The organism is Streptomyces lienomycini, from assembly GCF_027947595.1.
In the GTDB taxonomy this organism is placed as follows: Bacteria; Actinomycetota; Actinomycetes; order Streptomycetales; family Streptomycetaceae; genus Streptomyces; species Streptomyces lienomycini.
The window spans coordinates 3,505,929-3,522,720 of the sequence record NZ_CP116257.1 but is presented as its reverse complement, the minus strand read 5'-3'; the positions used below and the strand labels follow the sequence as shown (position 1 = coordinate 3,522,720).

Annotated in this window: 17 protein-coding genes; 4 read left to right on the top strand and 13 right to left on the bottom strand. The window is 72.3% G+C overall.

Features of this window, described 5'->3' with window-relative positions:
• Window positions 1-80: 80 nt before the first annotated feature.
• Genes BJ961_RS15980 through BJ961_RS15970 form a run of 3 tightly spaced genes read right to left on the bottom strand, consistent with a single transcriptional unit; the run spans window position 81 to window position 3,771 of the window.
• The gene (locus tag BJ961_RS15980; protein WP_271413500.1) at window positions 81-1,421 is read right to left on the bottom strand and encodes a M20/M25/M40 family metallo-hydrolase; all 1,341 of its coding nucleotides are present in this window, start codon (window positions 1,419-1,421) and stop codon (window positions 81-83) included.
• Window positions 1,418-2,815 (bottom strand): cytosine permease, encoded by a 1,398-nt coding sequence (locus BJ961_RS15975; RefSeq protein ID WP_271413499.1) that lies wholly within the window; start codon window positions 2,813-2,815, stop codon window positions 1,418-1,420. Before BJ961_RS15975 ends, BJ961_RS15980 begins: the two co-directional genes overlap by 4 nt.
• 2 nt (window positions 2,816-2,817) lie before the next feature.
• Complete coding sequence (locus BJ961_RS15970) at window positions 2,818-3,771, bottom strand: DUF1177 domain-containing protein (protein ID WP_271413498.1); 954 nt, start codon at window positions 3,769-3,771, stop codon at window positions 2,818-2,820.
• Between the two features lie 149 nt (window positions 3,772-3,920).
• On the opposite strand from BJ961_RS15970, the gene BJ961_RS15965 reads away from it, so the two are divergent.
• Window positions 3,921-4,763 (top strand): IclR family transcriptional regulator, encoded by an 843-nt coding sequence (locus tag BJ961_RS15965; RefSeq protein WP_271413497.1) that lies wholly within the window; start codon window positions 3,921-3,923, stop codon window positions 4,761-4,763.
• Window positions 4,764-4,829: 66 nt separating this feature from the next.
• Window positions 4,830-5,561 (top strand): dipeptidase PepE, encoded by a 732-nt coding sequence (gene pepE / locus BJ961_RS15960; protein ID WP_271413496.1) that lies wholly within the window; start codon window positions 4,830-4,832, stop codon window positions 5,559-5,561.
• A 58-nt stretch (window positions 5,562-5,619) separates the two neighbouring features.
• Here the strand turns inward: pepE and BJ961_RS15955 are convergent, their stop codons facing one another.
• The 6 genes from BJ961_RS15955 to BJ961_RS15930 are packed head-to-tail and all read right to left on the bottom strand — an operon-like array spanning window position 5,620 to window position 11,737.
• Window positions 5,620-6,495: a phosphogluconate dehydrogenase C-terminal domain-containing protein gene (locus BJ961_RS15955; RefSeq protein ID WP_271413495.1), complete on the bottom strand. Its 876-nt coding sequence runs from the start codon at window positions 6,493-6,495 to the stop codon at window positions 5,620-5,622.
• Window positions 6,495-7,304: a sugar phosphate isomerase/epimerase family protein gene (locus BJ961_RS15950; RefSeq protein ID WP_271413494.1), complete on the bottom strand. Its 810-nt coding sequence runs from the start codon at window positions 7,302-7,304 to the stop codon at window positions 6,495-6,497. The genes BJ961_RS15955 and BJ961_RS15950 overlap by 1 nt, the downstream gene beginning before the upstream one ends.
• Window positions 7,304-8,089, bottom strand: coding sequence for a triose-phosphate isomerase (locus tag BJ961_RS15945; RefSeq protein ID WP_271413493.1), 786 nt, complete (start codon window positions 8,087-8,089; stop codon window positions 7,304-7,306). Before BJ961_RS15945 ends, BJ961_RS15950 begins: the two co-directional genes overlap by 1 nt.
• A complete protein-coding gene (locus BJ961_RS15940) occupies window positions 8,089-8,613 on the bottom strand; it encodes a ribose-5-phosphate isomerase (protein ID WP_271413492.1) in 525 nt (174 codons plus the stop codon). Before BJ961_RS15940 ends, BJ961_RS15945 begins: the two co-directional genes overlap by 1 nt.
• A gap of 11 nt (window positions 8,614-8,624) precedes the next feature.
• Entirely contained in the window at window positions 8,625-10,376 is a 1,752-nt protein-coding gene (locus BJ961_RS15935; RefSeq protein WP_271413491.1) for a dihydroxyacetone kinase family protein, read from the bottom strand.
• Window positions 10,373-11,737, bottom strand: coding sequence for an MFS transporter (locus BJ961_RS15930; RefSeq protein WP_271413490.1), 1,365 nt, complete (start codon window positions 11,735-11,737; stop codon window positions 10,373-10,375). The genes BJ961_RS15935 and BJ961_RS15930 overlap by 4 nt, the downstream gene beginning before the upstream one ends.
• 237 nt (window positions 11,738-11,974) lie before the next feature.
• On the opposite strand from BJ961_RS15930, the gene BJ961_RS15925 reads away from it, so the two are divergent.
• Entirely contained in the window at window positions 11,975-12,736 is a 762-nt protein-coding gene (locus BJ961_RS15925; protein ID WP_271413489.1) for a FadR/GntR family transcriptional regulator, read from the top strand.
• 89 nt (window positions 12,737-12,825) lie between these two features.
• Window positions 12,826-14,049: a cytochrome P450 gene (locus BJ961_RS15920; protein WP_271413488.1), complete on the top strand. Its 1,224-nt coding sequence runs from the start codon at window positions 12,826-12,828 to the stop codon at window positions 14,047-14,049.
• A gap of 13 nt (window positions 14,050-14,062) precedes the next feature.
• Here the strand turns inward: BJ961_RS15920 and BJ961_RS15915 are convergent, their stop codons facing one another.
• The 4 genes from BJ961_RS15915 to BJ961_RS15900 are packed head-to-tail and all read right to left on the bottom strand — an operon-like array spanning window position 14,063 to window position 16,740.
• A complete protein-coding gene (locus tag BJ961_RS15915; protein WP_271413487.1) occupies window positions 14,063-15,325 on the bottom strand; it encodes a cytochrome P450 in 1,263 nt (420 codons plus the stop codon).
• Entirely contained in the window at window positions 15,322-15,987 is a 666-nt protein-coding gene (locus BJ961_RS15910; protein ID WP_271413486.1) for a GTP-binding protein, read from the bottom strand. Before BJ961_RS15910 ends, BJ961_RS15915 begins: the two co-directional genes overlap by 4 nt.
• Entirely contained in the window at window positions 15,968-16,324 is a 357-nt protein-coding gene (locus BJ961_RS15905; protein ID WP_271413485.1) for a DUF742 domain-containing protein, read from the bottom strand. The genes BJ961_RS15910 and BJ961_RS15905 overlap by 20 nt, the downstream gene beginning before the upstream one ends.
• Complete coding sequence (locus BJ961_RS15900; protein ID WP_271413484.1) at window positions 16,321-16,740, bottom strand: roadblock/LC7 domain-containing protein; 420 nt, start codon at window positions 16,738-16,740, stop codon at window positions 16,321-16,323. Before BJ961_RS15900 ends, BJ961_RS15905 begins: the two co-directional genes overlap by 4 nt.
• Window positions 16,741-16,792: the final 52 nt, after the last annotated feature.

The window sequence follows — 16,792 nt, the reverse complement described above, 5'->3', positions numbered from 1 at the left end:
CGCATGTCAGTCACGCGGCACAACGCCGACGGCGGCGGGGACATTCCCCGCGGCCGTGTCCGTGTCCGTGTCCGTGTCCGTCAGCACTCCTGCCACAGCCGGGTCATCACCCGTACCCCGAAGCGCAGGCCCTCCAGCGGCACGCGTTCGTCGACGCCGTGGAAGAGACGGCCGTAGTCGAGGTCGTGGGGCAGCTTGAGCCCCTTGAAGCCGAAGCAGCGGATGTCGAGCTTGGTGAAGGCCTTGGCGTCGGTGCCGCCGGGATTGCAGTACGGCACCGGGTGTCCGTCCGGGTCCTCGGCCCGCACGGCGGCGCACATGGCGTCGACGAGGGGGCCGTCGAAGGAGGTCTCCATGGCGATGTCGTGGTTGACCCACTGCCGGGAGACCGAGGGCAGGAGCAGGGCGTCGATCGTGTCGATCAGCTCCTGCTCGTGGCCCGGCAGGAAGCGGCCGTCGACGCGGGCGGTGGCCCGGCCCGGGATGACGTTGGTCTGGTAGCCGGCCGTGAACATGGTGGGGTTGGCCGAGTTGCGCAGCACGACCTGCATGAAGTCGGCCACGTGTCCGAGCTTGGCCAGTTCGGCGTCGAGGTCCTCGGCGTCGAGGTCGAGGTCGATCCCCTGGAGACGGGCCGCCTCGGCGAGCAGGGCGCGCACCGGCTCGATCAGCCGGACGGGGAAGGTGTGCCGGCCGATGCGGGTGAGGGACTCGGCGAGGTCGGTGACGGCGTTCTCGTCGTTCGGTGAGGACCCGTGCCCGGCGCGGCCCGACGCCGTCAGCTCCATCCACGCCATGCCGCGCTGGGCGTTCTCGATCGGGTAGAGGCGCCGCGTCTCGTCGAGGGCGTAGCTGAAGCCGCCGCCCTCGCCGATCGCCTCGGTGACCCCGGCGAACAGCTCCGGCCGGTGCTCGACCAGCCAGTGGGCACCGAACCTGCCACCGGCTTCCTCGTCGGCGAGGAAGGCGAGGACGATCTCGCGGGCGGGCCGGGTACCGGTGCGGGCGAAGTGGCGGGCGGTGGCCAGCATGACGGCCACCGTGTCCTTCATGTCGATCGCGCCGCGTCCCCACAGGTAGCCGTCGCGGATCTCCCCGGAGAACGGCGGCACGCGCCACTCGGCGGCGTCCGCCGGTACGACGTCCAGGTGGCCGTGGACCAGCAGCGCGCCGCGGGCCGGGTCGGTGCCGGGGATGCGGGCGACGACGTTGGCGCGGCCCGGGGCGCTCTCCACCAGCTCGGAGGCGATGCCGGCCTCGGCGAGGCGGGCCACGACCCAGTCGGCGCAGGCCCGCTCGTCGCTGGTGGGGTTGGAGGTGTCGAAGCGGATCAGCTCCGCGCACAGGTCGACGACTTCCCGCTGCGCCTCCTCGGAGGCCGGAACGGTGGGAACGGGGCCGGGTGCTGGGGTGGTGCTCACGGTGCTCCTACGGTGGCCGTGCCGGAGGCGGCCGGGGTGGGTTCGGTGGTGTCGTCCAGGGCCGTGGTGCCGTACGTCCTGATCCAGCCGGCGAGGCCGAGGACGCAGTACAGGACGAAGGCGGTCAGCAGGGAGTTCAGGGCGGGGATGCCGCCGTCGTAGAACTTGCCGACGCAGAAGGCGACGGCCCAGATGACCAGGGACATCGGCACCCAGGTCGGCGAGGTGGCGGGCAGGGTCTGCGCGTCGCGGGTGGCGTCCAGGGGTGCCCGCATGCGGCGCACCACCCAGTACTCGGCGACGATGATGCCGCCGACCGGAGGGATGGCGACGCCCAGCACGGACAGGAAGTCGGTGAAGTGGGTCATGATGCCGACGGCGGAGAGCAGGGTGCCCGCGATGCCGAGGACGATGGTGACCGCGCCGCGGTGCACGCGCTTGCCGAAGACGACCTGGAAGAAGTTGACGACGCCGAGCGAGGAGCCGTACAGGTTCCAGTCGTTGATCTTCGCGGTGGACATCAGGACGACGAGCACGCCGAAGACGCCGGAGGTGGAGAGCACGATCTGGGAGACCTGGCCGCTGCCGACCATGTGGCCGAGCAGGACGCCGGTCAGGCCGACGATGTACTCGGAGAGGATCATCGACGAGGCGCTCTGCAGGAAGACGTGGCTGCCCCTGCGGTTGTAGCGGGTCATCTCCGGGGAGACGATCGCGCCGGTCATGAAGCCGCCCGCGATGGCGGTCGCGGCGACGGCGAGCGGGATGGTCTCGCCGGGTGGCGGGGAGTGGATCAGCTCGGAGAAGGAGTGGTCGCTGAGCACGTCGGTGACCGACCAGGCGACCATGGCGAAGAACAGCGGCGTGACGATCTTCGCGAAGACGGCCATGTACTTGAAGCCGAAGATGACCAGCACGGTGATGGCGACACCGGCGGCCGTGCACCACAGCCAGGAGGGGCCGCCGACGAGCGCGGAGACGCTGTCGCCGAAGATCGTGTTCTGTACGCCGAACCAGCCGACGAGGCTGACCGAGATGACCAGGCTGACCAGGGCGGAGCCGTTGCGGCCGAAGCCCGCCCAGCGGGTGAGCAGGGGCGTCGCGAGCCCCTCGCGCATGCCGGCCAGGCCGATCGCGAAGATGACGACTTCGAGGATCACCGCGCCGAGGGTGAACGCGAGGAAGGCGTCGCCGAAGGTCATGCCGACGCCGATGGTGGCGCCGAGGGTGAACTGCGAGATGGAGCCCGACTGCGCGAGCCACTGCAGCAGCATGGTCCAGAAGCCGAGCCGCTTGTCGCGCGGGACGCGGGAGAGGGCGTAGTCGTCGCTGCCCACGGCTCCCGTGCCCGCTTCCGCGGCCGCTTCCGCGGCGGTGTTCTTGTCCATGGTCATGATCACGACCCCCCGGGTTCGCGGCCGAGGGTCTGCAGCCGGGTGAGAGAGCCGTAGCGGGACACGAGCGCGTCGAACTCCTGGTCGTCGTGGAAGTCGAGCAGTCCGCCGCCGTAGGCCTTCGCGGTCTCGACGGCGAACCGGGCGGCGGCCGCGATGTCGGTCTCGTGGCTCGCGCCCGTCTGGCAGCCGGGCACCGCGGCCGCGGAGGTGATCGCGAGGCCGACCACCGGTGCGGCCGTCGCCGTGGCGGGCTGCAGAATCGAATTGATGTGGTGTACACCGTTACCGTACGGGGTGATGTCCTGGGTGGTCACGGGGTACGTGACCAAGGGCTCACCGGTCACCACGGCCAGCAGTTCGCCGAGCCGCTCGCTGACCTTGAGCACCCAGCCCTCCTTGACGGTGGGCGACAGGGCGAGGCCCTTGTGGTTGATGATCCGGTTGCCCTTGGTGGTGTCGACGGAGAGCACGGCCTCCATCTCGCCGGTGACCTCGTGCCGGTTCATGGTCGCGATGTCGACGGGCGAGTCCATGAAGGGCACCGGGTCGTGCGGCGCGGTCGGGGCGGTCGGGCAGATGTGGGTGGCGACGATCACGTCGCCGTCGAGCACGTCGCCCCGGCGGCGCATGTCGAGCAGCTTGGCGGCGGTGGCGAGCGCCGCGACGGCGCCGTCCGCGTCGGAGACCAGGCCGACCGCCTCCGGGCGGGCCCCGACGCCGCCGAGCCGCCCCACCACACCGAGCGTCCGCGCCGAACCGCCCCGGGTACGGCCGGCCCGGCCAGGTATCCGCACGAGCACGAAGTCCGTCGAGCCGCGCTCGCCGGTGACGGTGGTGACCTCGGCGCCGGAGCCCTCCGGGCCCGCCACGGAGTCGAGGTGGGCGGCGACGCGCTTGCCGTCGACGTCGGGATCGTCGAGCAGATCCACGAGGTCCAGGACGTACTTCAACATGGGCAGTTCTCCTGATCCGCACCGGGGGCGGTGCTGACAGCAGGTTCGGGATCGACTAGCGTTGTCCGCAACTGTTTCCCGTTATCTGCAATACGGGTCTGCATGGTGAGATGCGTCTGCATGGTGAGATGTGAGGGAGAGGAGCCGCCGTGACCGGTCGCCCGGTTCAGCCCGCGGACCGCAAGACACCCGCCGGGGCGCTGCAGACCGTCGACCGCGCCCTGCTGGTGCTGCTGGCGTTCGAGCGCACCCGTCCGGACTGGGGCGTCACCGAGATCGCCGCCGAGTTCGGCTGGGACACCTCGGTCGCCCAGCGCCTGCTGTCCACGCTCGCGGGCCGCGGCTTCCTGGTCTCCGACCCCGCGACCCGCCGCTACCGGATCGGCCCGGCCGCCCTGCGCCTGGGCCGCCTCTGGGAGCGCTCGGGCTCGCTGGAACTGCTCGCGGAACCGGTCCTCCAGGAGTTGCGGGCGGCGACCGGCGACACGGTGCTCTTCTGCCTGCCCGACAGCTTCCACATGCGCTGCGTCGCGGCCGTCGAGGGCGAGGAGGGGCCGCTGCGCTACTACCCGCTGGTCGGCGAGCTGTATCCGGCGCACGCGGGCGCCACCAGCAAGTCGTTCTACGCCTTCCTGCCCGACGAGCAGCGCCACCGGCTCTTCCGGGGACGCCCGATGGCCCGCTTCACCGAGCGCACGGTCACCGACCCGGACCAGCTGGAACGCGAGTTCCGCACCGTCCGCGCGCAGGGCCACGCCTGGACGGTCGGCGAGTACGACGCCGGCATCGGCACGGTCGCCATGCCGGTCTTCCTCGGCTCGGAGCCCTACGGCAGCCTCAGCCTCGGCGCCGCCAAGGAGCGCTTCCCCGACGGCCCCGAGGACCGGCTGGAGGTGCTGCGCCGCGCCGCCCGGCTGCTGGAGCAGCGCCTGACCCACCCGCCCCAGCACCAGCGGCGCCCGCGCGCGCCCCGTACCGCCCCCTCCGCCTGACCCGCGGCTCCGCCGATGCACTGATCCACTGATCCGCCGATCCACCTGTCTGCGAGGACCGACCCCGTGAACCTCCTGCTCCTGTCCAACTCCACCCAGCACGGCCGCGGCTACCTGGAACACGCCCTCGACACCGTCACCGGCTTCCTGCCCGCCGGGGCACGGCTGGCCTTCGTCCCGTACGCGCTCGCCGACCACGACGCCTACACCGCCCGGGTGCGGGACGCGCTCGCCGGCGCCGGGATCGACGTGCGGGGCGTGCACGAGGGCGGCGACCCGCTCGCGCGGCTCGGGGAGGCGGACGCCGTGTTCGTCGGCGGCGGCAACTCCTTCCGGCTGCTCTCCGCGCTGTACCGCACGGGGCTGCGGGAAGCGCTGATCGAGGCCGTGCGCGGCGGGCTGCCTTACATGGGGGCCAGCGCCGGGACCAACATGGCGGCGCCCTCGCTGCGGACCACCAACGACATGCCGATCGTCGAGCCGCCGTCCTTCGAGGCGCTCGGCCTGGTGCCGTTCCAGATCAATCCGCACTACCTCGACCCGGACCCCGGCTCGACGCACAAGGGCGAGACCCGTGAGGAGCGGCTGAGGGAGTTCCTGGAGGAGAACGACGTGCCCGTGCTGGGCCTGCGCGAGGGTTCCTGGCTGCGGGTCGAGGGCGAGCGGGCCGTGCTCGGCGGCGAGCGCGACGCCCGGCTGTTCCGGCGGGGTACGGCCCCGCGCGAGCCGGCGGTGGGTTCGGATCTGTCCGAACTGCTCGGCGTGCGGGGCGAGTTCGACACCGGCACCCGCTCCTGAGCGCACGCGGCGACGCCGGAGGCCCTTGCGGGTCTCCGGCGTCTTCCGTACCGGTCGCTCAGCGCCTGATCTCCTTGATCTTCAGCATGCGCGTGATGACCTTGTCCAGCTCCTCGTCGTCGAAGACCTTCTTCCAGTCCTCGCGCACGATGGACTCGCGGCCGTAGTCCATGGCGATCAGGCAGGCGTCCGAGAACGGGTTGGAGCCCTTCAGCGTGTTGGCGAGGGCGACCTGGGTGTGGCCGAGCAGCATCGCGCGGGCCGCCTTCTCGGGGACGCCGACGGTGTGCACGGTCTCGTGCAGGGCCTCGGTCAGCAGGGCGCCGACCATGCAGGCGATGGTCTCGACGAGGGTCGGCTCCAGGACGGCGAGCTGCTTGACGGTGACCCAGTGGACGTCGACGACCGGGGCGTACATGACGCGGATGACGGAGTCGGCGAGTTCCTGCTTGGCGGCGTCCCCGCCCTCGTAGGCGGCGACGACCTCCTGCGGGGCGGCGATGCCGCCGAAGGTGTCCTGCCACTCCTCCTTGGTGGTGCGCTCCAGGAACACCGAGGGGTGGCAGGGGTGGGCGCAGGCGTAGTGGATGTCGTCGCGGGCGAAGAGCAGACCGGCGTAGGCGGCGGCCGGGTCGAGGGTCAGGACGACGGTGCCCGGCCTCATCAGCGGCACCAGTTCCTCGGAGACCTTGCCGAGCACCACGTCGGGCACGGCGAGGATGACGACGTCGGCCTCGGCGGCGGCGGTGGCGGACTCGGTCAGCTCGCGGCCCAGGTCGCGGATCAGCTCCTGCCCCTTGGGGGACGCCTCGCTGAAGAGCACCCGGAAGTCGCTCTCGACCAGGTTGTTGGAGACACGCTGGCCCATCTTGCCGGCGGCCCCGATGACGGCGACGGTCGTGACGTCGGCCCGGGTCTGGATCTCGGTGGCCATTACTCGCTCCTCAGGAGGGTGTTGATGCTGTGCTGCGTCCACTGGTGTTCGAGCCGGGCGGTGGCGTCGTAGCCCTCGTCCTGCCACGGGAGCCAGTGCTCCACGATCTGGTTGATGCCGCGGTCCCCCGGCCGGGCGGCGCCCACCGCGGCGATCATGGCGTCGTAGTCCAGGAGGCCCTCGCCGAGCGGGCAGCCGGCGTAGGTGAAGCCGACCCAGCCGTCGCGGCGGGTGAAGGCGAAGTCCTTGACGTGGATGTTGACCGTGTACGGCGCGGTGGCGGCCACGACGTCGGCGGGGCGTTCCAGCCGGGCGACGCTGTTGCCCGGGTCCAGGACGATGCCGAGGTGCGGGTCGTCGACGGCGCGTACGACGCTCACGAGGTCGTCGGTGGCGACCTGCTCGTAGGTCTCCAGACCGAGCGTGACGCCCGCGGCGGCGTAGCGGGGCACGGCCTCCTTCAGGAGGGTCACCGCCTCGGCGGTGCCCGGTCGATGGTCGGCCGTGTTGAGCATGGAGCGGACCAGGGTGACGCCCAGTTCGCCCGCCGTGTCGAGGTAGGTGAGCAGGTGGTCGGGGCGGATGCCGCGGGTGCCGAGTTCCAGGGTCAGGCCCAGGTCGTCGGCGGTGGCGCGGAGGTCGGCGAGGCGTGCGCGGTCGTAGGACTCGATCGGCGCGTAGTCGCAGATCTGGAAGACCTCGCCGCCCAGCTCCGCCGTGTCGCGGAGCATGTCCGGCAGGCTCATCGGCTCGGGGGCCCGGGACGAGACACGCCAGAAGTAGGCGTAGGTGCTGATGCCGTACGCCATCACGCCACCGCCGCCGGGGTCGTGGCCGGGGAGCGGATCTCGTCGAGGATCGCGCCGACGTTGGCCGGGTCGTGGGCGAAGCGCCCGAGGAAGAGGCCCTCGACGGCGCCGGCCAGGCGGGTCAGCAGACCGGGGCCCGCGCTGCCGCCGTAGATGACCGTGGAACCGGCGTGCCGGGGGCGGGAGTCGAGCCAGCCGCGCAGGGCGGTGCAGACGGTGGCGATGTGGTCGGCGGAGGCGGGCTCGGGGGCGCCGATGGCCCACTGCGGCTCGTAGGCGAGGACGACCGCGCCCTCCAGGCCGCCGAGCAGCCGTTCCGCCTCGGCGACCGTGCGGGCGGCGGCGTCGGCCGGGTCGGCCTCGTCGCGTTCGCCGACGCACAGGACGGGCGTGAGGCCGTTGCGCAGGGCGGCGGCGGTCTTGGCGGCGACGACGGTGTCGCCCTCGCCGTAGAGGCGGCGGCGCTCGGCGTGGCCGACCTCGGCGTAGCGGCAGCCGATCTCCCGGAGGAGGGGGCCGCCGACCTCGCCGGTGTAGGGGCCGCTGTCCTCGGTGGCGATGTCCTGGGCGCCGAGGGCGACGCCGTAGGGGGCGAGGATGCCGGTGGCGGGGACCAGGGCCGGGAAGGCGGGGAGGACGAAGAGGCGGGCGGCGCCGGAGGTCACGGCGGGGTGGTGTTCGGCGAGGGCCGCGATCCTGCGGGACCAGTTCAGCGTCTGGTGGTGGCCGAAGTACATCTTGAGGCTCACCCCCAGCAGCACGGGTGACGGTGCGGGGCCGGGCATCAGGCGGCCGCCCCGTCGCCGGCGGTCCGGTCGTGGCCGCCCTCGCCGTCGGCGGTCTCACCGTCGGCGGTCTCGTAGTCGCTCATCAGCTGGACCTTGGCGGCCGACGCCGAGCTCTCGTCGAAGCGGTAGGTGAGCCACTCGGCGGCCAGGCGGCGGGCGAGTTCCAGCCCGACGACGCGCTGGCCGAAGGTGAGGACCTGCGCGTTGTTGGAGAGGACCGCCCGCTCGACGGAGAAGGAGTCGTGGGCGGTGACGGCCCGGACGCCCCTGACCTTGTTGGCGGCGATGGCGACACCGAGGCCGGTGCCGCACACCAGCAGGGCGCGGTCGGCGTCGCCGCGGGCGACCATCTCGGCGGCTGCGATGGCCACCGTGGGGTAGGCGGTGTGCCCGTCGGCGTCGACACCGACGTCGGTGACCTCGGCGACCAGGGCGCTGCCGAGCAGGTCCTGCTTGAGGGCTTCCTTGTACTGGTGGCCGGCGTCGTCGGAGCCGACGACGATGCGGAGCTTGTCGGTCATGGCGGCTTTCCTCAGTGGTGTTCGAGCAGTGCGCCGTGGACGGCGCGGGTGATCAGGGCGAGGGAGTGGGCGCCCGCGTCGGGGGTGCCGAGGGACTTCTCGGCGTGCGGGCGGGCCCGGCCCCGGCGGGGCAGCAGGTCTGCGGTGGCGGCGGCGGCCGCGGTGGCGGTGGCGGCGGCGCGGTCCCAGGCCGCGGTGAGGGGCAGGCCCTCGGCGGTGGCGGCGGCCAGCGCGTCGGCGAAGGGCACCAGGACGTCGACCATGGTCTTGTCGCCGACCTCGGCCCCGCCCAGCCTGCGTACGGCGGCGGAGGCCTCCGTGACCCCGTCGGCGACCCGTCGGGCGTCGGGGGCGTCCCGGTCGCCGAGGGCCGTGCCGAGCGAGCGCAGGATCGTGCCCCACAGGGCGCCGGAGGTGCCGCCCGCCTTGTCGGCCCAGGCGTCGGCGGCCCGGGCCAGGACGGTGCCCGCGCCCGCGCCGAGCCCGTGGGCCTCGGTGGCGGCCCGCCGGGCGGCGGTGGAGCCGCGCCGCATGCCGATGCCGTGGTCGCCGTCACCGGCGACGGCATCGATGCGGCCGAGCTCGTCGGCGTGGGTGCCGACGACGCGGGCCACCGCGTCCAGTGCGGCCAGGACGGTGGCGGCGGCCTCGCGGGAGGCGTCGGAGGCGGGGGGCGGGGCGGCTTCCTGAACGTCCGCGGAGTGCGGTGCCGGTACGGTCCCGGGTGCCCGGTCGTCGGCCGGATCCGGGGCGTCGAGGGCTCCCTTGCGGTAGGCGGGCGTGTCGGCGGGGGCCTGCCACAGCTCCTCCAGCCGGTCGTCCAGCCAGGTCAGGGTCAGCGAGACACCGGCCATGTCGAAGCTGGTGACCAGTTCGCCGACCTCGGGGTCGACGATCTCCACGCCCGCTTCGCCGAGGAGCGCCGCGACCTCGCGGTAGACGACGAACAGCTCCTCGTACTTGACCGAGCCGAGGCCGTTGAGGATCGCGGCGGCACGCTGCCCGGCCGGGGCGGCGACGTCCTCGGGGAGTTCCTTGAGCAGGGTCCCGACCAGCAGCCGGGCCGCCTCGTCGGCGGTGGGCAGCGCCTCCTCGCCGATGCCGGGCTCGCCGTGGATGCCGAGGCCGACGGCCATGCGGGCCTCGGGGACGGTGAACAGGGGATGGTCGGCGCCGGGCAGGGTGCAGCCGGAGAAGGCGATGCCGAAGGAGCGGGTGCGGGCGCCGGCCCGTTCGGCGACGCGCAGCACCTCGTCCAGGGGCAGGCCCTGCTCGGCCGCGACGGCCGCCGCCTTGAAGACGGGCAGGTCACCGGCTATGCCGCGCCGCTTGGCGGACTCGTCGGCGCCCGCGCTGGAGATGTCGTCGGCGACGGCGAACGTCCGGGTGTCGATGCCGTCGGCGGCCAGTCGCTCGGCGGCCTGTCCGAAGTGCAGGACGTCACCGGCGTAGTTGCCGTACATCAGCAGGACTCCGGCGCCGCCGTGCGCGGCCCGGGCCACCGAGTGGATCTGCCGGGCGGAGGGCGAGGCGAAGACGTTGCCGACCGCCGCGCCGTGGGCGAGGCCGCGGCCGACCAGGCCGGAGAAGGCGGGGTAGTGGCCGGAGCCGCCGCCGATGACCACGGCGACCTGGCCGGCCGGGGTGGCCGCGGCCCGGACGACTCCGCCGGTGACCGGCCGCACCCAGCGCCGGTGCGCGGCGGCGAAGCCCTCCAGCGCCTCGTCGGCGAAGGCTGCGGGGTCGTTGAACAGGCGGGTCATCCTATGGCCTCCTTGGCCTGGTGCTCGGCGGCGGCCGGTTCGTCGGTGCGGTGGCGGGCGGCGAGCAGGATCATCAGTGCGGCGGAGAGCAGCATGAAGAAGCCGACGAGGTAGAGCGGTGCGTAGTAGGCGCCGGTCCAGTCCTTGAGCCAGCCGGTGATGTAGCTGGACGCGAACCCGGCGATGTTGCCCGCGGTGTTGATCAGGGCGATGCCGGCCGCGGCGGCGGCTCCGGTCAGGAAGCGGGAGGGCACCGACCAGAAGACCGGCAGGGCCGCGAAGATGGCGCAGGCGGTCACGGTGATGACGGCGACCGTGGCGGCCGGGGAGCCCATGTAGAGGGCGAGCGGGATGGACACGCCGCCGACGACGGCCGGTCCGGCCACGTGCCAGGTGCGGGTGCCGTGGCGGGTGGCGTGCCGGGTCCAGAAGAAGAGGACGACGGCGGCGGGCAGGTACGGGATGGCGGTGATCCAGGCCTTGTCCATGACGCTGAACGTGGTGTCGTACTGGTCCTGGAAGCCGTTGATGATCGTCGGCAGGAAGAAGGCGAGGGCGTACAGGCCGTACACGAAGCCGAAGTAGACGGCGGCGAGGGTCCACACGCGTCCGCTGCCGAAGGCCTTCTTGAGGTCGCCCTTGGCGTGCTTGCTCTCGTGGCCGGTCTTCTGGGCGTTCTCGGCGGCCAGTTCGGTGGTCAGCCAGTCGCGCTCGGCGGGGGTGAGCCACTTGGCGTCGGCGGGCTTGTCGATCAGGTAGAACCAGGCGACGACGCCGAGAATGATCGCGGGCACCGACACGAACAGGAACATCACGCGCCAGCCCTCGAGGCCGAACAGCCCGTGCCGGCCGATCAGCCAGCCCGCGAGCGGGGCGCCGAACACCGTGGTCAGCGGCTGGGCCAGGTAGAACAGGCCCAGGATCTTGGTGCGGTGGCGGGAGGGCACCCACTGGCTGAGGAAGAGGATGGCGCCGGGGAAGAACCCGGCCTCGGCGACGCCGAGCAGGAAGCGGAGCGTGTAGAGCTGCTCGCTGCTGCTCACCCAGGTGAACAGCAGGGAGACGATGCCCCAGGTCACCATGATCCGGGCCAGCCAGCGGCGGGCTCCGAAGCGGTGCAGGGCCATGTTGCTGGGGACCTCGAGCACGATGTAGCCGAGGAAGAAGATCCCGGACGCGAAGCCGAACTGGGCGGCGGTCAGGGCGAGGTCCTGCCCCATGCCGTTCGGTTCGGCGAACGAGACGGCCGTGCGGTCCAGGTAGTTCACGAAGAACATCAGCGCCACGAACGGCACGAGGCGGACTGAGACCTTCTTGATGGCAGTTCTCTCGACTGCCGCGGATGGCGCTTGGGCACCCATGGGCGACTCCTCGGCTCGCCCGGACAGCTCCGTCCGGGTTGGGTCACTCCGGGTGGTCCGCCACGAGGGCGGCCGACCGGTTCGGATTCACGCTAAGCCTCCGGAACCAAATTGGTCACCAATTTACCAGTGTGGCGAGGGTCATAGATCTTCCCATGACCCAACTCTTGACAAACCACACCTGAAAACACCATGAACTGCCTGGTCAGCCGCGCGTGGGCGGCATCTGGTTGACTGGTGACCGTGACCAGTCAGCCTGATCAGCACAGCTCCGCCGCCGCGCCCGACCTCGCGCAGCTGCTGCGTCCCGTGGTGCGCGAGTCGTCCGTCAGCGAGGTCGCCAAGCGGCTCCTCGACCACCTGTCGGCCGGCGACATCCGGCCCGGCACCCGGCTGCCCGCCGAGCGGCAGCTGGCCGAGGCCCTCGGCGTCGCCCGGTCCAGCGTCCGCGGCGCCCTCTCCGCCCTGGACGTCCTCGGGATCATCGAGATCCGCCCCGGCTCCGGGTCCTACGTGCGCGAGGGCACCTCGGAGTTCCTGCCCCGGGCGATCAACTGGGGCCTGATGCTGGGCCAGCGCCGCACCCAGGACCTGGTCGAGGTCCGCACCTACATGGAGGGCGTCTCGGCCCGGCTGGCGGCCGAACGCGCGAGCGACGAGGACGTGGCCCTGCTGGAGCGGCACCTCCAGCACATGCGGGACGCGGGCGGTGACGTCACGGCGTTCATCGACGCCGACATCGCCTTCCACCTGGAGACGGCCCGCATCGCCCGCAACACCGTGCTCAGCGACATCCTGCACAGCATCCGGGCGCTGCTCCAGGTCTGGATGGAGCGCGTCAGCGACATCGAGGGGACGGTCAGCGGCACGCTGTGCGAGCACGACGCGGTGCTCCAGGCCATCCGTGACCGCGACCCGGAGGCGGCGGACCGGGCGATGGCCGAGCACATGCGCATGGCCAGCGCGCGCCTGCGCGCCTCGGTGGACGGCGAGGCCTGAGCGGGCTGCCGCCCGGCCGCGGGGTCTGTCGGAGGCGTCGCGTCGTCAATAGCCTGGTGCGACAAGGCCGTTGTCGACCGAGGAGCCTCATGTCCACCGCGCAGCAGGTCCCCGACATCCTCTCCCCCGAGTTCGCGGCGAATCCGTATCCGGCCTACCGGACGATGCGCGACAGCGCCCCCCTCATCCGGCACGAGGCCACGCGAAGCTGGATCGTCTCGCGCTACGAGGACGTGGAACGCGTCTTCAAGGACCGGGGCGGGCAGTTCACGACCGAGAACTACGACTGGCAGCTCGAGCCCGTGCACGGCCGGACGATCCTCCAGCTGAGCGGCCGGGAGCACGCGGTCCGGCGGGCGCTGGTCGCCCCGGCCTTCCGCGGGGCCGATCTCCAGGAGCGGTTCCTGCCGGTGATCGAGCGCAACTCCCGGGAACTGATCGACGCGTTCCGGCACACCGGCCGCGCGGACCTGGTCGCCGACTACGCGACCCGGTTCCCCGTGAACGTCATCGCGGACATGCTGGGCCTGGACAGGGCCGACCACGCCCGGTTCCACGGCTGGTACACGTCGGTCATCGCCTTCCTGGGCAACCTCTCCGGGGACCAGCGGGTCGCCGCCGCCGGTGCGCGCACCCGGACCGAGTTCGCCGAGTACATGCTCCCGGTCATCCGGGAGCGCCGCGAGAAGCCGGGCGACGACCTGCTGTCCACCTTGTGCGCCGCCGAGGTGGACGGGGTGCGGATGAGCGACGAGGACATCAAGGCGTTCTGCAGCCTGCTGCTCGCGGCGGGCGGCGAGACCACCGACAAGGCCATCGCCGGCATCTTCGCCAACCTGCTGGCCCACCCGGAGCAGTTGGCGGCGGTGCGCGAGGACCGGAGCCTGATCCCGCGGGCCTTCGCCGAGACGCTCCGCTACACCCCGCCGGTGCACATGATCATGCGTCAGACGGCGACGGACGTCACGCTCAGCGGCGGCACCATACCCGCGGGCGCCACCGTCACCTGCCTCATCGGCGCGGCCAACCGGGACGAGAGCCGCTACCGCGATCCGGACCGCTTCGACATCATGCGCGACGACCTGACCACGACGACCGCCTTCTCGGCCGCGGCCGACCATCTCGCCTTCGCGCTCGGCCGGCACTTCTGCGTCGGGGCGCTGCTGGCGAAGGCGGAGGTCGAGACCGGGGTCGGACAGCTCCTGGACGCCCTGCCCGAGCTGCGGATCGCCGACGGGGCCGACGTGGTCGAGCGGGGCGTGTTCACCCGGGGCCCGCAGTCGCTGCCGGTGCGCTTCACTCCCGTGGCCTGATCGGCGCCGCGCGTCAGGCCACGACGGGCGTGAAGAGGGCGGGCAGGGCCGTCAGGCCGCGCATCCAGATCGACGGACGCCACGTCAACTCCCCCGGCTCGACCGCGAGGACGAGGTCGGGGAGGCGTTCGAGCAGGGTCTCGACCGCGGTGCGGGCGATGACGTCGGCGAGCAGGGGCGCCGGGTAGGGGCACCGGTGTTCGCCGTTGCTGAAGGACAGGTGCGCGGAGTTCTCGGCGCCGACGTGTGCCTCGGGCCACAGCTGCGGGTCGGTGTTGGCCGCGGCGAGGCCGAGGACGAGGCAGTCGCCGGCCCGGATCTGCCGGCCGCCCAGCTGGGTGTCGCCCACGGCCCAGCGGCCGATGAAGTTCTGCGTGGGGGTGTCCAGCCACAGCACCTCGTTGAGCGCCTCCCCCACGCTGAGGCGGCCGCCGGAGACGTTGAGGGCGAAGCGCTCGTCGGTGAGCAGCAGCCGCAGCGTGTTGCCGATCCAGTTGGCGGTGGGCTGCTGGGCCGCGGCGATGACGGAGATCAGGTCCTGGACGATCTCCTCGTCGGTCAGTCCCGCCGGATGGGTGAGCATCCGGGAGGTGACGTCGGGCCCGGGGCGTTCGCGCTTGTGACGGACCAGTCGGTGGATGCGCTCGCCCACGCGCGTGTAGGCGGCGACCGGGTCGTCCCCCTCGGCGGCGTCCAGGGAGATGCGCAGGTCCTCGACGAGTTCCCTGGTCTCCGCGCCGCTGTGCGGCATCCCGCACATGCGTACGGCGGCGATCATCGGCAAGGGGTGCGCGTAGCCGCTCATCAGTTCGGCCCGGCCGCTGCCCGCGAAGGCGGCGATGAGCCGGTCGGCGAGGTGCCGGCAGTCCCGGGCCAGTTCGAACTGGTCGATGCCGCCCAGCGCCTGGGTGATGACGCCGGCCCGCCGCCGGTGCTCCTCGCCCTCGGTGAACAGGACCGACGGCTGGTGTCCGACGTACGGCAGGAGGGGCCAGTCCGCCGGGATGGCGCCCCACTGGTTCCAGCGGCGGGAGTCGCGGGCGAACAGCTCGTCGTGGCTGGTCACATAGCTGACCTCGGGGTAGCCGAGGACCAGCCAGGCGGGGATGCCGCCGTCGAGGAGCACGGGCGCGACGGCGCCGTGTTCCGCGCGCAGACCCCGGTACAGCTCCGACGGTGTCTGCTGGTACTCCAGTCCGGCCAGCCGTACGGCGTCCGGGTGCGCGGGGCAGCCGGGCGCGGCGGCGGGGCGGGGCGAGGGGTCGAGGTCGGTCACGAGGGGCTCTCCTGGGCCAGGGCCAGTTGGTAGAGGTGGTCCACGAGGGTGACCAGCACGTGCTTGCCCGACGTCCGCACCCGCGCGTCGCAGTCGATCAGCGGCACGTGGTCGGGCAGGGCGAGGGCCAGTCGGATCTCGTCCAGGGAGTGCCGGGCGGTGTCGTCGTCGAAGCGGTTCACGGCCACCACGAACGGGGTCCGGTGGTGTTCCAGCCGGTCTATCGCGTACCAGGAGTCGTCCATCCGGCGGGTGTCGACGAGGACGACCGCGCCGAGGGTGCCGGAGAACAGCCGGTCCCACAGGAACCAGAAGCGCTCCTGACCCGGTGCGCCGAACAGGTACAGGACCATGCGGTCGTTGAGGCTGATCCGGCCGAAGTCGAAGGCCACGGTCGTGGTGGTCTTCGTGGTGACCGAGCCGGTGTCGTCGACGCCGACCCCCGCCTGGGTCATGACCTCCTCGGTGTTGAGCGGCCGGATCTCGCTGACGGAGCGGACCAGGGTGGTCTTGCCGACGCCGAAGCCGCCCACGACGACGATCTTCAGCCCGGTCTCCGCGGCGTGGGTGAGGGGTGTGCGACCGGAGGCCTCGGTGGTGGCGCGGGCCTCGGTGGTCGCGGGGGTCGGGGAGGTCGTCGGGTCAGAGGTTGCGGAGCCCATGGAGCACCTCCTGGAGTAGGGCGGTATCGGGGTGCGACGCGGCGGTCCGGCCCAGGCGCGGGTGGCGGGCGGTGATGGTTCCGGTGGCGAGCAGGTCGCCGAGCAGGATGCGGACCACCGTGATCGGCAGCGCCAGTTCGGCGGCGAGTTCCACCACGGCCGTGGGGTGCCGGCACAGGTCGAGGATGCGGACGTGTTCCGACTGCATGCCGGCCGACGGCGCGCACTCGGCGACCACCAGGGTGACGAGGTCGAACGAGTCGTCGGCGCGGCTGCGTCCGCCCGTGACCGTGTAGAGCCGGTCGGGTGCGCCGGTGTCCACGGGCCTGCGTGTCACGACGGACCGCTCCCGGGGACGGCGTGGCGCGGTTCGGCCCGCAGGTGCTCACCGATCTGCTCGACCATCTCGGTCATCTGGTGGCCGACCACGCCGGGATCGGCGTCCTCCACGGCCACGACGGCCAGGTGCGCTCCCTCACCCGCCTCCACGATGAACAGCAGCCCGCCGTGGAACTCGGTCATGGAGTGCCTGACGCCGCCGGTCCCGTTGCCGAACTCGACGGAGGCGCCCTGGGCGAGGGCCTGGATGCCCGAGCAGATCGCGGCGAGCTGGTCGGCCCGGTCCAGGGTGAGGTGTTCGGTCCAGCAGAGCTTGAGGCCGTCGCGGGACAGCACGAGGGCGTGGCGGGTGCCGGGGGTGCGGTCCAGGAGGTTCTGCAGGAGCCAGGTGAGGCTGTTGTCGGTGGTCTGCATGATGGGTGCGGGGACGGTGTTTCCGCTTCCGCGGTCACCGGCCCGTTCCTCC